Genomic DNA, 16,789 nt, shown 5'->3' with positions numbered 1-16,789 from the left:
TACCCCGTACCTCGGGTGCTTTCGAATAGGGACAGGGCAATGTTTTGTCTTATTCGTCTCGCTGGGGACGAAGCGCGGCATCTCACTTGGGCCCAAGGGTCAGTCCTTTCGAAAATGACGGAGGCGAACGACGAGACCGCTCAGATGCTGGCTCATGCTTACCGCTCCGCTCGCCAGAGCGCGAATCTTGGTGCAATCACGGAGCTGGCGCAGGCAGCTGCGTCTGCGGAAACCGCCGCTCGTTCTCTTGGTGCTTACATCAATGAGTCCTACTGCCCGGATTTGGAATTGGGGCGGGGAGGATTTAACTCGGGGTCGATTGCATTGCACGATGGTTCCGTACCACTGCGGCTGGCAGGGCTCGGAACCCGGCGCTTGGCGACATTGGCTGTACAGCGTAAGCGGCTGGTGAACACGTCTTCCATTTTGATGAGGGCATCGCGTGGCCCCTCATCTGGCGTTGGCCGACGCAAAATCCTTGATCACACTGAAAAAGGTTTCAAGAGAGCGAGAGATAAACTTGTCCCTGTGATAAACCGCGTGCAACTGCCGCTTGTGCTCAGGAATCACGTGGTTCAACGAGATCAGGCTGCCTTCGGCGATGAGGTCTCCGACTACCCAATAGGAAAGGCAACTGATTCCGACGCCCGCCGCTACCATCCGCTTGATGGCTTCTGAACTGCCAATCTGCCGGGCATTGCGCCAGGCACCCAGGTGTGGAAAAAGCCAGCGTTGCACCTCTTCAGCCGTGCCCGATCCCTCTTCGCGCACCAGCCATCGCGCGTCTTGCAGGTCACCAAGCGAGAGCCGCCCCTTGTGGGCCAGCGGGTCATCTGCCGCTGCGACAATGATCAACTCGTCTTCACACCAGGCCTGCACGGCCAGAGTGGGCTGGTGGCTCGGCCCTTCGACCAGGCCAACGTCAATTGACAACTGTGCCGCCTGCCGGGCGATCTCTGCGCTGTTGCCCAGGATGACATCGATCTGCATCCCGCCGGCGCGCTTGGCCATGTCTTGCATCAACTGCGGCATGATGTAGTTGCCAATCGTCGTGCTGCAACCTACTTGCAGCCGCGCGACCACGTCAGTCCGAAAACCATCCTCGATCTCCAGCGCAGCCTCCAGCAGGCGGATAGCCTTGGGCAACAGTGTCTGGCCGTTTTCGTTCAGCACCAGGCGTTTGCCGACGCGGTCAAAGAGTCGAATACCCAATGCGCCTTCGAGTTCATGGAGTGCCGCACTGGTGGCTGATTGCGACAGGGCAAGGGCTGCACTGGCTTGGGTGGTTGAACCCAGTTGGGCGATAGCGCGGAAGATATCCAGTTGCCGAAGTGTGAGCTTCACTTTCTTACCTTTAAAATAGGTATGCCATATTCAAAATACCCGTTTTTCCAGATAAGCGCATGCCGCTATTCTGAACCTGTTGCCGCATCGCAATCATTCGGAGGTTTTATGCGCGAGATCAGCCTTACCAAGATCATGCAGGGCGGCCAGCCACTCTCGGCGCTTTCCAATCCCAAAGAGGCGATTCGGCAGTTCACGCCTAATTGGTTTGCCGCCACGATGGGCACCGGCATTCTTGCCTTGGCCCTGGGGCAGTTGCCAGGTCACAGTACGCTGCTTGCAAGTGTTGGCGAGGCCCTTTGGCTATTCAATATCCTGCTGTTCACCGTCTTCACCTTGATGTACGCCGCCCGCTGGGTGTTCTTCTTCGATGAAGCTAAACAGATCTTTGGGCATTCCACGGTTTCGATGTTTTTCGGCACGATACCGATGGGGCTGGCAACGATCATCAACGGCCTGGTTCAGTACGGCCTCCCAAACTGGGGAGACGGTGTGATCCCCTTGGCTCATGTGCTCTGGTGGCTGGACGTCGCCATGGCACTGGCGTGTGGGGTGTTGATCCCGTTCATGATGTTTACAAGGCAGGAGCACAGCATCGATCAGATGACTGCTGTATGGCTGCTTCCGGTGGTAGCGGCGGAAGTGGCAGCGGCGAGCGGCGGTACCATTGCACCGCATCTTGCTGATACCAGCGCTCAGTTCACGATGCTGATCACCAGCTACGTCTTGTGGGCCTACTCGGTTCCAGTGGCCTTGAGCATTTTGGTTATTCTGGTACTGCGTCTGGCACTTCATAAGTTGCCCCATGAGAGCATGGCGGCGTCCTCTTGGTTATCGCTGGGGCCGATTGGTACCGGTGCTCTGGGCATGTTGGTCATTGGCAACGATGCACCCGCAATCTTCGCCGCTCACGGCATGCCAGGCATCGGCGCGGTGGCCGGGGGGATCGGGGTGGTGTCGGGTGTCCTGTTCTGGGGTTTGGGCTTATGGTGGATGCTGTTGGCGCTGTTGATCACTGCGCGTTACGCCAAGGGCGGCATACCCTTCAATCTTGGCTGGTGGGGCTTCACCTTCCCGCTGGGGGTGTATGCGGTGACAACGTTGAAGCTCGGCGCGACGCTGAACCTGGCCTTTTTTGATGTGCTGGGCGTTATCCTGGTGATGCTGCTGGCCATCATGTGGCTGGTGGTTGCAAGCAAAACTGCTGCCGGTGCATACCGTGGCAATTTGTTCGTATCGCCTTGTATCGCGTCACTGAACGCCAAGCGCGCCAGTCGCTGACGATTAGACGCTTGCCAGTTGCGCCGCTCGGGTGAGCGTGGAGACGATTTCTTTAGTGACATCGGGGTGCTGACACACTGAAAGCGGGCTTGGGTGAGGCATGGCGAGTAGCCTGAGCTCGGGGCGATAATGTTCGATTCCCGGTGCCCCTCTCTGCGCCACGCGTCCGGCCAAGACCACCACGCGAAGGCGCGGGAGCAGATCCAGTACCTCTTTCAGGAGTTCGACGCCCTCAATGATTTTCGAGCGGCTGATGGCTTGTGCAGGGCTGCCCAGATCCGGCAGCCATGGATAGAGGTTCCACAAAATGGTCTGCTCACGCGCGAGGCATGCCTGTTCCAGGAAGCGCTTCAGGTTTCGCTGCGCAGGCCCTGCATTGTCGCGAGAAACGAAGCGTGGCCATGAGCTGTCCCTCGCCGGAGACTCCAGCAATATCAGGATACGAGCATCCACTCCGCCATCCAGTGGATCAAAGTAAGGCAATTTTCTGCACCCTGAAGCAGTAGGCTTCCACCCATCTATTCAAGGCTGCAACGGAGCGATAGTACAGACGATGTCTGCGCGCATCTTCAATATTCATCAACCCCCTGGACATCGATATAAGTGACGCTCGCATCGTTGATCGTAACGCGCTATTTACCTGACAATTATGGGAGTGATATGTTGCCTCCAAGGAGATGGCATTCCTCCTCACAACCGCCCCGTGCTGATGATGCCTACGCTAACCCCTGACAGGGTGCGTAGGTGCGCCCTGTCCATAGACGAGGACAGGAAATGTATTTTCGACGTTACTACCTATTAAATCAGCGCTTGCCTTATCCCACCGTTCTGTGGGAAGGGTTCACATCGTGCTGAAGTCACTGATGGCTATCGCTGGAGGTGCTGCGCTTGGCGCATGGCTTCGCTGGGCGCTGGGCCTGAAACTCAACAGTTGGTTTCCTTCGTTACCGCCAGGTACCGTCGTCGCCAATTTTATAGGCGCCTACATCATAGGCGTCGCCGTTGCGTTTTTTGCAAACCTGCCTGGTATTGCTCCTGAATGGCGGCTTTTCCTGATCACAGGCTTCTGCGGAGGCTTGACGACTTTCTCTACATTTTCCGCCGAGACCATGGTCTTGATCCAGCAAGGACGACTGTTGATGGCGCTTGCAGCGATCACAGTGCACGTGGTTGGGTCTCTGTGCCTGACTGCGCTAGGAATGGCCACCTACTTTTTATTCAATCCAAGGTGAGGGTTATAGCATGAATTCTGTTAATGGTTACTTGGTTACATTTTATACCCAGCAAGATCGCCGTCACGGCCATCAGCAAATCAGTGAATGGCTCATGGATCTTGCACGCGACCTAGGCTTTGAAGGAGCGACACTCAACGTAGCAACAGAAGGATTTGGTCGAGACCGAAAGCTGCACTCCGCGCACTTTATCGAACTATCTGACATGCCAGTTCAACTGAGTCTCGCGATTACGGAGCAGGAATGTAATACGCTTTTCGAGAGGCTTGAAGCAGATGGTGTTCAGGTGTTTTTTATTAAAGTGCCCATTGAAATGGGAACCTCTGGTAGGCATAGCTAGTGGCTGAGAGTATGGAACTCTTGCTTTAGTGATGGATGAGCGGTGCAAGACGGCTGCCAGAAGCTTGGTAGCAGTTCATCAATCTCGCTAAACCTCTGTGTCGGCAACCGCGTCAACACATCCTTCAGGTACGCGTACGGATCGTGCCCATTCATGCGGGCGGACTGGATCAGGCTCATGATCGAGGCTGCCCGTTTACCGCTGCGCAGTGATCCTGCGAAGAGCCAGTTCGATCTACCGAGCGCCCACGGCCTGATCTGGTTCTCCACGGCGTTATTGTCGATAGGCACAGCCCCATCATCCAGGTAGCGTGTCAGCGCTATCCAGCGTTTCAGGCTGTAATCCAGTGCCTTGGCTGTGGCCGATCCCTCGGGCACAAGCGCGCGTTGAGCGATCATCCACTCGTGCAACTTTTCAGCGATGGGCACCGCAACTTCCTGGCGTAATCGCCAGCGGTCTTCATCGCTCATGTCCTTGGCCTGCCGTTCGATTTCGTACAACCCGCCGATGGAGTGCAGCGCCTGTTCGGCCAACTGGCTTTTGTTCGCCACATGCAGGTCGAAAAACTTGCGCCGGGCATGGGCCATGCAGCCGATTTCGGTAATGCCCTGCTCGAAGCCGGCTTTGTAGCCTGCGAAGTCATCGCACACCAGCTTGCCGTCCCAGGTGCCCAGGAAATTGCGCGCATGTCCGCCTGCACGGCTGGGGCTGAAGTCGTAGACCACCGCTTTCAGTGCCGAGAACGGTGTCGTGCAGTAGGCCCAGACATACGCTCGGTGCGTTTTCTTTTCGCCCGGGGCCAGCATCTGCACCGGTGTTTCATCAGCATGGACGACTTGCTGGGCCAGCACGGCTTCACGCAGCGCATCTACCAGGGGTTGCAGTTGTACGCCGGTTTGGCCGACCCACTGAGCCAGCGTCGAACGCGGTATCGCCAGGCCGGCACGACCGAAGATCTTTTCCTGCCGGTACAGCGGAAGATGGTCAGCGAATTTTGCCACCATCACGTGGGCCAGCAAGCCAGCGGTGGGGATCCCCTTATCGATCACCTGCGCCGGTACCGGCGCTTGAGTCAGTGTTTCGCAATGACGGCAGGCCCATTTGCCACGTACATGTTGCTCAACAGTGAACACGCCAGGGGTGTAATCCAGCTTCTCGCTAACATCTTCGCCGATGCGTTGAAGTTGGCAGCCACAGGAGCATTGAGTGTTCTCTGGCTCGTGATAAATGACGGTACGCGGAAACTGCGGCGGCAGCGGCGCACGTTTAGGTTGTTGGCGTGCTTCGTCCGGTGCAGGCGCTGGACGAAGTGCTTTCAACTCGGCGTCGATGGCTTCGAGGTCAGTGCTGAGCAAGTCATCCAGCAAGCTGCCTTGCGCCGGACTGATCTGCTCACTGCGCTTGGCAAACTTGTGGCGTTTGAGAATGGCGATTTCGTGAGAGAGCTGCTCGATGATCGTCTCGTCACGATGGATCTTGCGGCCCATGGTGTCGACCTTCGACAGCAACTGCGCAGCGAGTGCGCGCAGTTGATCAGGGGTCATTTGGTCGAGATTAGGCGTGGAAGTCATGCCGTGGATTTTACCAAAGCAGCCCACCCGACACAGCTAAAGGCCCCAATTCAGAGCAGCGTAATCGCGCCGTTAGCGCCAACCCGTTGCCAAGGCAGGCCCAGCACCAGCGCTTGAAGTTGTTCGGCGTCGAGTTCGACTTCCAGGCCCCGGTGTGTGCCAGGCCAATGGAATTTGCCCTGGTTCAGGCGGCGCGCGGCCAGCCAGATACCCACGCCGTCGTGCACGAGTACTTTCATCCGATTAGCGCGGCGGTTGGCGAACAGATAAGCGCAGTGCGGCTTCGCCGCACCGAACACGGCGATCACACGGGCAAGGGCAGTTTCGGTACCGGCGCGCATGTCCATAGGCTCGGTGGCGAGCCAGATGGCGTCGATGCGAATCATTGGGAGAGGCTACGGATAAAGCGGGCGCAGCCGTCCGGGTCGGAGATCGGCCAGTTCACAGTGACTGCTTGCTGCCCTGAGGAAATATCGATGCGGGCTACATCCTGCAGAGCAGGCGTCGCCGCAGCGTTCTCAAGCTTCAACTGTACAAATGCAGGCAAGGCAGAAGCCTGCCGGTCACGATAGATAGGTATCCACTTGCGAACCAGATTAGCGTTGATGCCGTGCCGCAGCGCCACGCTGGCAATGGATACATCGGGGCTCAGGCATTCCTGGACAACTTGGGCCTTGAAGAGTTTGGGATAAGAGGTGCGCTGACGCATGGTGTTCCTCTGAATTAAGGACGATGGTGTCCACGTATTTTAAGGTGGACACCATCGCCCTTAATCTGGGGATTCTGAAGGTGTGTTCGCCATCCGCTTACTGTACAGCGTTCGGCGATAAGTGAAGGGGCGATTGTCCTAGTAGACGAGTTGGAACAAGGTCTTGAACCTCATCGCGTTCTTGGGGCCATGGCGCAGTTGAAGAAATGGCAGAAGGAACCTGAAGGCGATCAGCTCGCAAAAGGCCAGATCTTGATGACCACACACTCGGATGTGGTTCTCGCTGAGCTGCCGCCACCCTCCTTGTTCATCGTATCTCGGTCGCCGGCTGCTATCGCTGACATTAAGCATGCCTCATCGAATGGAGACATATCCCGCGTCATGAGGGGGCTCCACGAGCACTATTCGCTCGGCGAATCCTTCTCTGCGAGGGAGCGACAGAATTGGGCTTGATGCTCGGCTTACGGGAGCATTACCCAGACCGGCACGATGGCGTCCCTATCGAGCAATTAGGTGCAGCCATCGTCGATGGTGGCGGATCTGCAGGGCCGCCGTTGGCTCTTGCCCTACGCGCCCTAGGGTATCAGGTTGGTCTGTTCCGGGATTCGGATCGGAAACTGAAGACTCATTTTGTCACCAATCTCAAATCTCAAGGTGTAAAAGTCATTGAGTACGGTGACGAGCTTAACACCGAGATGGCAGTTTTCCTGTCGGCCTCGAACGACCATGTCGATGGCCTGCTGGATTTGGCCGCAGGATTTGTGAGTGAGCCGACGCTCAATGATCACCTAGCAAAAGAGTTTCCAGAGGTAGATACCTTAGAAAGCTTCAATGACTGGGATTTGGCGACCGACCTCACCGAATATCGTAAGCGTCTGAGTAATCTGGCTGCAGCGAAAAGCTGGTTCAAGACCGCCGAGCGTGGCCGGACGATATCCTTCCTGGTTTCGAATATCGTGGCGGGCTCGCCCGGTTCTCCGCTAGGAGCCTGCCTTAACTCTGTCGAGCAGTGGCTATATGGTGACGCCTGAGTCGATTCTGGCCCTGAGCCGAAAGGCTGTAGTTGCTCCAGCCGGCCATGGGAAGACGGAGCTGATTGCCAAGGTCGCCGGGCTGGGCCAAAGGACTCTGGTGCTCACCCATACACATGCGGGCGTGCATGCCATTAGGTCACGGCTGAAGCGAATGCATGTGCCCAGCGAGTCGGTGGTGGTGGATACCATTGCTTCGTGGGCGCGGAGATATGTTCAGGCCTTTCCTAATCGCTCCGGGAGGCAGGCGCTGCATCCCACTAAGCCCAACTGGGACGATGTCTATCTCGGTGCTATATCAATCCTGCAAAGTCCTGTGGTTCAAGAGGTCATCAAGGCCTCCTATGACCGGGTACTGATCGACGAATACCAGGATTGCGAGCAGCACCAGCATTCCATTGCCATGTGGCTATCGTGCATCGTCCCGACCGTAGTGTTTGGGGATCCGATGCAGGGGATTTTTGAGTTTGTTGAGACCAAAATTTCCTGGAACACCACTGTTGCAACCGGCTTTACTCCAGCATTCGATCTCGTCGTGCCTCACCGCTGGGCCAGTGCGAATGTGGAGCTAGGGCGATGGATTGCTGAGACTCGGCAGAAGCTCATGATCGGCCACCCGATTGACCTTCGAGATGGGCCTATCACCTATATCCAGAGCAATGATGCCTTTGACATGTCGTTGTTCTTCGATGGGTTCGATACCCGGTCAGGTACCACAGCAGCCATCAACTGTTGGCGTAAGACATGTGATCAACTGGCCAAAAGTACCAGAGGTGCCTTTCAAGCGATCGAAGAGATAGCTGCACGGCGTCTGATGATTTTCGCAGAAGTCTGGGACATGCCGGGATCGACACCACAGGCACGTGCTGATGCGCTGAGGTCGCTGGTCGATGACGCGATCACCCGTGCTGCCCCTAGCCCTGAAAAGCCTTCTGATCCAGTGCTCGACATTGAGATTTATGCCGCATGGGCAAAACTCTCGGTCGGTGGCTCTGCAATCAACGCACTGGACGTCCTGAAGCTAGAAAGAAGCCATCCCCTTTCGAGGACATTCCGTGGCGAACTCATCGCAGACACGAGGCGCGCTTTGAGTGAGCTGGTAGAAGGACGGCATCATAGCTTGGTAACGGCCTCTGAAGCGGTAAGGCAACGCCTAAGCCTTTCAGGTAGGGCACCTATTGCCAGAACGATCTCAACCCCTCTGCTATTGAAGGGGTTGGAGTTTGACCATGTGCTGATTCCCGACGCTTCGCATTACACCACACAGAGATTTGCCGCTGCGAAACTGTTCTACGTGGCTATTTCGAGAGCTAGACACACGCTCACGATATCCAGCAAATCGCCGATTTTACAGTTCCCGTCGCCTAACCTTTAGGTGGCTTCCCGTTTCTTGAACTGCCAAAGAACGGCTCGTAACTCCCATATGGCGTTTCTGTAGCTAATAAGTCTGCAGGGACGTGTTGCTTCAGGGGGAATAGTCTCCGAGGCAACTTTCAATCCATAGTACGGCGCAAGATGAAGCCCGATACGCGTTTCTGGTACTCTCACCATCCTTTTGGCAGGGACGCGCATGAGGCCTTGCTCCTTAGCGACCTGCCATCCCGCATTGCTAGGTAGTACGCTCGATGGCCATCAAGAAATCCGAACTCTATTCTTCCCTGTGGAAATCCTGCGACGAGCTGCGTGGCGGGATGGACGCCTCGCAGTACAAGGACTACGTCTTGGTGCTGCTGTTCGTGAAGTACGTGTCGGACAAGTACGCGGGCGATCCCAACTCGCTGATCGAGGTTCCGAAAGGCGGTAGCTTTGCCGATATGGTGGCGCTCAAGGGTGACAAAGAGATCGGCGACAAGATCAACCAGATCATCGCCCGCCTGGCCGAGGCCAATAACCTCACCGGCGTCATCGACGTGGCCGACTTCAACGACCAGGAGAAGCTCGGCAAGGGCAAGGAAATGGTTGACCGCCTGTCCAATCTGGTGAGCATCTTCAATTCGCCCGGCCTCGATTTCCGCAGCAACCGCGCGCAGGGTGATGACATCCTCGGTGATGCCTACGAATACCTGATGCGGCACTTCGCCACCGAGTCCGGCAAGAGTAAAGGGCAGTTCTACACCCCTGCTGAAGTTTCACGGATCATGGCCCAGGTTATCGGCCTGGCCGGTGCTACCGATAGCAAGCAGAGCATCTATGATCCCACCTGTGGCTCGGGCTCGCTGTTGCTCAAGGCACACGACGAAGCCAAGAGCGTCTCCGGCCTGGATCTGGCCATCTACGGTCAGGAAATGGACAACGCCACCAGCGCCTTGGCCAAGATGAATATGATCCTGCACGACTGCCCCACGGCGGAAATCTGGAAGGACAACACCCTGTCCGCACCGCATTTCAAAGACCCGATGGGCAACCTCAAGCTGTTCGACTTCATCGTCGCCAACCCACCGTTCTCCACCAAGGCCTGGAGCAATGGCTTCAAACCGGCAGAAGACGAGTACAACCGTTTCAGCTACGGCATTCCACCTGAGAAGAATGGCGACTACGCGTTTCTCCTGCACATGCTCACTTCGTTAAAAAGCACCGGCAAGGCAGCGGTGATTCTGCCCCACGGCGTGCTTTTTCGGGGCGGAGCTGAAGCAGCCATCCGCAAGCGAATCCTTCAGCAGGGTTACATCAAAGGTATCATCGGCCTACCGGCCAACCTCTTCTACGGCACCGGCATTCCTGCCTGCATCATCGTGCTGGACAAAGAAGGCAGTGCCGGGCGTAAGGGCTTGTTCTTGATCGACGCCAATAAGAGGTTTATCAAGGACGGCAACAAGAACCGTCTGCGTGAGCAGGACATCCACAAGATCGTCGATACCTTCACTCAGCAAATTGAGGTGGAGAAATTCGCGCGTCTGGTGCCGATGGCCGAGATCGAAGCCAACGACTTCAACCTGAATATCCCGCGCTATATCGACACAAGCGAAGAAGAGGATCTTCAGGACATCGAGGCCCACCTGCATGGCGGCATTCCCGAGCGTGATATCGACGCCCTGCATGCCTACTGGCAGGTAATGCCAAACCTGCGCGGCGCGCTGTTCGAACCAATGCGCCCCGGCTACCTCAGCCTCAAAGTCGCCGTCAGCGAGATCAAGCCGACCATCTTCGGCCACCCCGAGTTCGAAGCCTTTCGCCAAACGGTAGCGTGCCTGTTCGAGATCTGGCTTGCCGAACATCGCCCGAACCTAGCCGGCATCGCTATTGGCGACCAGCCCAAAGCGCTGCTCAAAGAGTTGGCCGAAGATCTGCTGCATCGCTTCGAAGCCGCACCGCTGCTGGATGCCTACGACGTCTACCAGCATCTCCAAGACTATTGGTACTCCACCTTGCAGGACGATGTATACCAACTGGTTATCGATGGCTGGAGGCCCCTAATAGCCAGTGGCTCAAGCCAGGGTGAACCCAATATCGATCTGCTGCCGCCCGAGCTGATCGTGCGTCGCTACTTCGCCACCGAAGCTACCGCCATCAGCGAACTAGAGGCAAAACGCGACGCTGTCAGCCGTGAGCTGGAAGAGCTTGAGGAGGAGCAGGGCGGTGAAGATGGCCCACTGGCTGAAGGCAAGACCGACAAAGGCAAGCTCACCGCCACCAGCGTCAAGGCACGTATGAAAGTCATCAAGCACAACCAAGACGCCGATGAAGAATACCAGGCGCTGGAGCAATGCCTGGCGCTGATCGAGCGAGAGGCCGAAGCCAACAAGAAGGCCAAAGCGGGGCAGAAGATGCTGAATGCTAAGGTGCTGGCGCACTATGCCCAACTCAGCGAGGCTGAGCTGAAAGCCCTTGTCGTGGACGATAAATGGCTGGCCACCCTGCGAGCCGATGTGCAGACCGAACTGGATCGGGTTTCCCAGGCCCTCACTGGCCGTATCCGCCAGCTGGCCGAACGCTATGCCATACCGCTGCCGGCGCTGAATGCCGAGGTGGAAGTGCTGACGGCAAAAGTTAATATGCATCTGGTGAAGATGGGGTTTGCGGTATGAATCCAGCAGATGAGATAAGCATGCCTACGGAGGCAGACGTCACAAGACACGATTGGGAGGAGGTATTACTAGACTCCATAGCCAAGCGTGGAAGTGGCCATACACCGGATAAGAAGCACCCTGAATACTGGGGCGGCCCTATCAAGTGGATTTCTCTTCAGGACTCAGCTCGACTCGATTCAGTTTACATTGAGGAAACTTCGGCAACGATAACGGTTGAAGGTATCAAGAATTCTTCTGCTGTTATGCATCAGAAAGGCACGGTAGTGCTCAGCCGAGATGCCGGGGTAGGGAAAAGCGCAATTATGGCTGCTGATATGGCTGTCAGTCAGCACTTCATGGCCTGGACTTGCGGCCAGCGACTGGACAACCATTTTCTGTATTACTGGCTCCAATCTAAGAAGCCCGAGTTTGAACGAATCGCTAACGGAAACACCATCAAAACAATTGGTCTTCCGTACTTTAAAGTTCTGGCCATCCCTCTTCCGCCACTAGAAGAGCAGAAGTATATTGCATCAGCAATGTCGGGCATAGACACCTTAATCAGCAGTCTGGATCAACTGATCGTCAAAAAGCACGACATCCAGCAAGCCACCATGCAACTGCTCCTCACCGGCCAGCGCCGCCTGCCGGGGCTTAGTGGGGAGTGGGAGGCAAAGCGCTTAGGAGAGGTGGCAAAGATCCAACGCGGTGCATCACCGCGTCCTATTGATAGTCCACAGTGGTTCGATAAAGGTTCAACCGTAGGCTGGGTAAGGATTTCGGACGTGACCAGTTCAGGCATGTATCTGGAGTCAACAACGCAGCGACTTTCATCTGCTGGAGTTGCTCACAGTCGTCCTGTTGAAAATGGCAGTCTCATCATGAGCATATGTGCAACGGTTGGCCGCCCTGTAATCACGAAAATTGATGTTTGTATCCACGACGGATTTGTCGTGTTCGACAATCTTCAAGCAGACAAGTGTTTCATTTACTACGTACTCAAATGGATTGAGCCGGGCTGGTCGAAGCATGGGCAAACTGGTTCGCAAATGAACCTCAACACCGGCCTCGTAAGTTCAACTTTAATCAAGCTACCGCCAATCGAAGAGCAAGCTGCCATCGCCACCATTCTCTCGGATATGGACACCGAACTCGCTGCTCTCGAAGCCCGCTGCGACAAAGCCCGCCAACTCAAGCAGGGCATGATGCAGGAACTCCTAACCGGTCGCATTCGGCTTGTTGGATAGAGGGTGCAGGGATGCTGAACCAGTTCGCTAAAGGACTAATGGTTGCCACCTCCATGGCTCCCATTCTTGGAGCTGTGGCCGTTAACCAAATAGCTCAGGATCGCCCATGGAGTCAGTGGCTTCCGTGGCTTGCTGACTGAATAGGCATTAATTTGCAGAAGGAAGTGCACCGATGAACTCAGTCGGCCAGATCGAAAAAAAGACTCAGCAACGCGTGGCCAAACTGTTTCACCAGGCGCTGGGCTATGAGCACCTCGGCGACTGGGCCGAACGCCAGAACAACGCCAATATCGAGGCGGAACTGCTTCGTGGCTGGCTACTTGAGCAGGGCACTGAAGCTAATCTTGCCAGCCGGGCCATCTTCGAACTAAACCGGGTCGCCAACGATGCCAGCAAGGGCCTGTATGACCGCAACAGAGCAGTTTACGAGCTGCTGCGCTATGGGGTGAAGATCAAGCCTGAGGTGGGTGAAAACACCCAGACCGTCTGGCTGATCGACTGGAAGCAGGCTGACAAGAACCACTTCGCCATCGCCGAGGAAGTCACTATCAAGGGCGCCGATGCCAAGGCCCATACCAAGCGCCCGGATATCGTGCTCTATGTGAATGGCATCGCCCTTGGTGTGCTAGAACTCAAACGCTCGGTGAAGGCGGTCAATCACGGCATCCGCCAGAATCTGGATAATCAGAAGACCGAATTTATTCAACCGTTCTTCTCTACCATGCAGTACGTGATGGCCGGCAACGATACCCAGGGCCTGCGCTACGGCACTATCCAGACTGGCGAGAAGTATTACCTGACCTGGAAGGAAGAAAGCGAGGAGGGCGCCGCATCCTACAATCTGCTGGATCGGCATCTGCTTCAACTGTGCAACAAGACGCGCTTTTTGGAGCTGATCCACGACTACATAGTGTTCGACAGCGGGGTCAAAAAGCTCTGCCGGCACAACCAGTACTTTGGCATCCGCGAGGCTCAGCGCTATCTGCGTCGACGCGAGGGTGGGATCATCTGGCACACCCAGGGTTCGGGTAAGTCCCTTACCATGGTTTGGCTCACCAAGTGGATTCGGGAAAATATCAAGGACTCACGGGTGCTGATCATCACCGACCGCACCGAGCTGGATGAACAGATCGAGAAGGTGTTTACCGGCGTCAACGAGCAGATCGTGCGTACCACCAGCGGTGCCGATCTGATCGACAAGCTCAACCAGCCATTGCCCTGGCTACCGTGCTCGCTGATCCACAAGTTCGGCACCCGCGAGGATGCGGATATAGAAGACTTTGTGGAGGAGCTGCGCAAGAGCCTGCCGCCGGACTTCCACGCCAAGGGCGACCTCTATGTATTCGTCGACGAGTGCCACCGCACCCAGTCCGGTGAGCTACACAAAGCGATGAAGGTCATCCTGCCCAATGCCGTATTTATCGGCTTCACCGGCACGCCTCTGTTGAAGGCAGACAAGCAGAAGAGCATCGAGGTGTTTGGCCGCTACATCCACACCTACAAATTCAATGAAGCCGTGGCAGATGGCGTGGTACTTGACCTACGCTATGAAGCCCGCGACATCGACCAGAACATCACCTCGCAGCAGAAGATAGATCAGTGGTTTGAGGCCAAGACCAAGGGCCTGAACAGCCTAGCCAAGGCCCAGCTAAAGCAGCGCTGGGGCACCATGCAGAAAGTGCTGTCGAGCCAGTCGCGGCTGGAGAAAATCGTCGCCGATATACTGCTGGATATGGCCACCAAGCACCGCCTGGCCGATGGCCGGGGTAATGCCATGCTGGTGACCAGCAGCATCTTCGAGGCATGCAAATGCTATGAGTTGTTCTGTAAGGCTGGGATGGGCGACAAGTGCGCCATCGTCACCAGCTACAAGCCTTCGCTAGCGGATATAAAGGGCGAAGCCACTGGAGAGGGGCTGACAGAGAAGCTGCGCCAGTACGAAATCTACAACCAGATGCTGGGTGACAAAGACCCGGAAACCTTCGAGAAGGAGGTGAAGCAGCGCTTCATCAAGGAGCCAGGGCAGATGCGCCTGCTCATAGTGGTGGACAAGCTGCTGACAGGCTTTGATGCGCCTTCAGCGACCTACCTCTACATCGACAAGCAGATGCGTGACCATGGATTGTTCCAAGCTATCTGCCGGGTCAATCGCCTGGATGGTGAAGACAAGCAGTACGGCTACATTGTCGACTACAAGGACTTGTTCAAGCAGTTGGAAGGCGCCATCGGCGATTACACCAGCGGTGCACTGGACGGCTACGACAAAGCCGATGTGGCAGGCCTGCTGGAAGATCGGCTGAGCAAGGCCCAGGAAGACCTGGAGGAAGCCCGCGAGGCGATCAAGGCCCTGTGCGAACCGGTGGAGAAGCCTAAGGACACGCCTGCCTACATTCGCTTCTTCTGCGGCGCCGATTCAGGTAACGCCGAGGTACTCAAGGCCAACGAGCCGAAGCGGCTGAACCTGTACAAGATGACCTCGGCGCTGATTCGCAGCTACGGTAATTTGGCGAATGAGCTGGAAGAGGCCGGCTATAGCGTTAGGGAAATCCGCGAGATCAAGGATGAGGTTGATCACTTCACCAAAGTACGAGACGAGGTGAAGCTGGCCAGCGGTGACTACATCGACCTCAAGGCTTACGAGCCGGACATGCGCTTCTTGATCGACACTTACATCCGCGCCGATGACAGCGAGAAGATCTCCGCCTTCGACGATATGTCGCTGATCCAGCTGATTGTAGAGCGTGGCGTTGATGCAATTGACGTTCTACCCAAAGGTATTCGACAAAGCCAGGAAGCCGTGGCCGAGACCATTGAGAACAACGTGCGCAAGTTGATCATTGACGAGTCGCCGATCAACCCGAAGTATTACGAAACCATGTCCTCTCTGCTCGGTGCGTTAATCGCCAAGCGTAAGGAGGATGCAATTAGCTACCAGCAATACCTGGCAGAGGTGGTGGAGCTGACCAAGCAGGCGAAGAATCCCACCAGCGCCAACAGCTATCCTCGCTCGATCAATAGCAATGCGCGAAAGCATCTGTATGACAACCTCGGACATGATGCAGGTCTAGCCCTAGCAGTGGACGCGGCTGTGCTGGACAGCCGGCAGGACGACTGGCGAGGCAATGCGATGAAGATCAAACGCGTGCGCCTGGCGATCAAAAACGTGCTGGATCAGTGGCGCAAAGACGCAGCCGAATCTCAGAGCAGCTACTCGGCGGGGCAGGACAACGAGCGGCTGGAAGCCGTGCTGGAACTGGTAAAGCATCAGAATGAGTATTAAGTCCCGCAATATTACGGTCAGCGGTTTGACCGTTGAGGTCGTGCGTAAGCCGATCAAGAATCTGCACTTGGGCGTTTATCCGCCACAAGGGCGCGTACGCGTGGCCGCGCCGTTAGCAGTAGATGACGAAGCTGTACGCCTGGCGGTGGTAGGCAAACTGGCCTGGATCAAGCGCCAGCGTGCGAAGTTTCAGGCTCAGCCCCGGCAGTCCCAGAGGCGTATGGTTAGCGGCGAGAGCCATTATTTTCTAGGGCAGCGGTATCGGCTCAGGGTAATAGAGGAGTGCGGCATGCCCAAGCTGACGCTCAGAGGGAAGGCTTCTATGCTTTTGACTGTGCGCCCTAACACGACGCCAGAGGAAAAGCAGAAAATTCTCCATGCCTTTTATCGCTCAGAACTAAAAAAGCTAGTGCCAGAGCTATTGGACAAGTGGCAGCCAGTCCTAGGTGTTACGGTTAGCGCTTATGGAATCAAGCGCATGAAAACCAAATGGGGTACGTGCACCATCGAAACGCGGCGCATTTGGCTGAATCTGGAACTTGCGAAAAAGCCAGTGCAATGCCTGGAGTACATCCTTGTGCACGAGCTGACGCATTTGCTGGAGCGTCATCACAACGATCGGTTTACCGGGCTGCTTGATCAGTATCTACCGCAATGGCGAATGTTGCGTGACGCGCTGAACGGATCCGTATTGGCGGACTTTTAGGAAAAAACTGAAGAATATTTCTCAGGTTGAGTGCAGTAAGG

Annotated in this window: 15 protein-coding genes and 1 riboswitch; of the genes, 10 read left to right on the top strand and 5 right to left on the bottom strand. The window is 56.1% G+C overall.

The genetic code is table 11. The annotated features are described in order from the left end of the window. Nucleotides 1–450 precede the first annotated feature (450 nt). Complete coding sequence (locus LN139_RS18805) at nt 451–1,344, bottom strand: LysR family transcriptional regulator (protein WP_236355592.1); 894 nt, start codon at nt 1,342–1,344, stop codon at nt 451–453. A 135-nt stretch (nt 1,345–1,479) separates the two neighbouring features. Here LN139_RS18805 and LN139_RS18800 point away from each other — a divergent pair, with 135 nt between their 5' ends. Further along, nucleotides 1,480–2,625 carry a TDT family transporter gene (locus tag LN139_RS18800; RefSeq protein WP_442964451.1) on the top strand — a complete coding sequence of 382 codons (1,146 nt, stop codon included), beginning with the start codon at nt 1,480–1,482 and terminating at the stop codon, nt 2,623–2,625. Between the two features lie 3 nt (nt 2,626–2,628). Here LN139_RS18800 and LN139_RS18795 read toward each other — a convergent pair whose 3' ends face one another. Beyond that, nucleotides 2,629–3,078 (bottom strand): uracil-DNA glycosylase, encoded by a 450-nt coding sequence (locus LN139_RS18795; protein WP_236355590.1) that lies wholly within the window; start codon nt 3,076–3,078, stop codon nt 2,629–2,631. Nucleotides 3,079–3,289: 211 nt separating this feature from the next. After that, nucleotides 3,290–3,351, top strand: a riboswitch (Fluoride riboswitch). Between the two features lie 122 nt (nt 3,352–3,473). Here LN139_RS18795 and crcB point away from each other — a divergent pair. Together crcB and LN139_RS18785 are read left to right on the top strand one after the other, a co-directional pair. After that, nucleotides 3,474–3,857, top strand: a complete 384-nt coding sequence (crcB, locus tag LN139_RS18790) for a fluoride efflux transporter CrcB (protein ID WP_236355589.1) — start codon at nt 3,474–3,476, stop codon at nt 3,855–3,857. A 10-nt stretch (nt 3,858–3,867) separates the two neighbouring features. Beyond that, a complete protein-coding gene (locus LN139_RS18785) occupies nt 3,868–4,197 on the top strand; it encodes a DUF190 domain-containing protein (RefSeq protein WP_236355588.1) in 330 nt (109 codons plus the stop codon). Here the strand turns inward: LN139_RS18785 and tnpC are convergent. From tnpC to tnpA, 3 genes are read right to left on the bottom strand one after another with little or no spacing between them, the layout of a single operon-like run. Then, nucleotides 4,194–5,768, bottom strand: a complete 1,575-nt coding sequence (gene tnpC / locus LN139_RS18780; protein WP_236360514.1) for an IS66 family transposase — start codon at nt 5,766–5,768, stop codon at nt 4,194–4,196. The genes LN139_RS18785 and tnpC overlap by 4 nt on opposite strands. A 50-nt stretch (nt 5,769–5,818) precedes the next feature. Further along, nucleotides 5,819–6,154 (bottom strand): IS66 family insertion sequence element accessory protein TnpB, encoded by a 336-nt coding sequence (tnpB, locus tag LN139_RS18775; RefSeq protein WP_236355587.1) that lies wholly within the window; start codon nt 6,152–6,154, stop codon nt 5,819–5,821. Next, nucleotides 6,151–6,477, bottom strand: a complete 327-nt coding sequence (gene tnpA / locus LN139_RS18770) for an IS66-like element accessory protein TnpA (protein ID WP_028695435.1) — start codon at nt 6,475–6,477, stop codon at nt 6,151–6,153. Before tnpA ends, tnpB begins: the two co-directional genes overlap by 4 nt. A gap of 150 nt (nt 6,478–6,627) precedes the next feature. Between tnpA and LN139_RS18765 the strand changes: the two genes are divergently transcribed. The 7 genes from LN139_RS18765 to LN139_RS18735 all read left to right on the top strand — a co-directional run bounded on the left by LN139_RS18765 (nt 6,628) and on the right by LN139_RS18735 (nt 16,748). After that, on the top strand, nt 6,628–6,930 hold the full coding sequence (locus tag LN139_RS18765; protein ID WP_236355586.1) for a hypothetical protein: 303 nt from the start codon (nt 6,628–6,630) through the stop codon (nt 6,928–6,930). Further along, the gene (locus tag LN139_RS18760; protein WP_329611053.1) at nt 6,930–7,508 is read left to right on the top strand and encodes a hypothetical protein; all 579 of its coding nucleotides are present in this window, start codon (nt 6,930–6,932) and stop codon (nt 7,506–7,508) included. Before LN139_RS18765 ends, LN139_RS18760 begins: the two co-directional genes overlap by 1 nt. Further along, nucleotides 7,495–8,883 (top strand): UvrD-helicase domain-containing protein, encoded by a 1,389-nt coding sequence (locus LN139_RS18755; protein ID WP_236355584.1) that lies wholly within the window; start codon nt 7,495–7,497, stop codon nt 8,881–8,883. The genes LN139_RS18760 and LN139_RS18755 overlap by 14 nt, the downstream gene beginning before the upstream one ends. A gap of 250 nt (nt 8,884–9,133) precedes the next feature. After that, complete coding sequence (locus LN139_RS18750; protein ID WP_236355583.1) at nt 9,134–11,533, top strand: type I restriction-modification system subunit M; 2,400 nt, start codon at nt 9,134–9,136, stop codon at nt 11,531–11,533. A 20-nt stretch (nt 11,534–11,553) separates the two neighbouring features. Then, nucleotides 11,554–12,762, top strand: a complete 1,209-nt coding sequence (locus tag LN139_RS18745) for a restriction endonuclease subunit S (RefSeq protein ID WP_236355582.1) — start codon at nt 11,554–11,556, stop codon at nt 12,760–12,762. 172 nt (nt 12,763–12,934) lie between these two features. Beyond that, the gene (locus tag LN139_RS18740) at nt 12,935–16,042 is read left to right on the top strand and encodes a type I restriction endonuclease subunit R (RefSeq protein WP_236355581.1); all 3,108 of its coding nucleotides are present in this window, start codon (nt 12,935–12,937) and stop codon (nt 16,040–16,042) included. Beyond that, entirely contained in the window at nt 16,032–16,748 is a 717-nt protein-coding gene (locus tag LN139_RS18735; RefSeq protein ID WP_236355580.1) for a M48 family metallopeptidase, read from the top strand. The genes LN139_RS18740 and LN139_RS18735 overlap by 11 nt, the downstream gene beginning before the upstream one ends. Nucleotides 16,749–16,789 lie beyond the last annotated feature (41 nt).

It is taken from the genome of Pseudomonas sp. KNUC1026, assembly GCF_021650705.1.
In the GTDB taxonomy this organism is placed as follows: Bacteria; Pseudomonadota; Gammaproteobacteria; order Pseudomonadales; family Pseudomonadaceae; genus Aquipseudomonas.
This window is presented reverse-complemented; position numbering and strand designations above follow the sequence as displayed.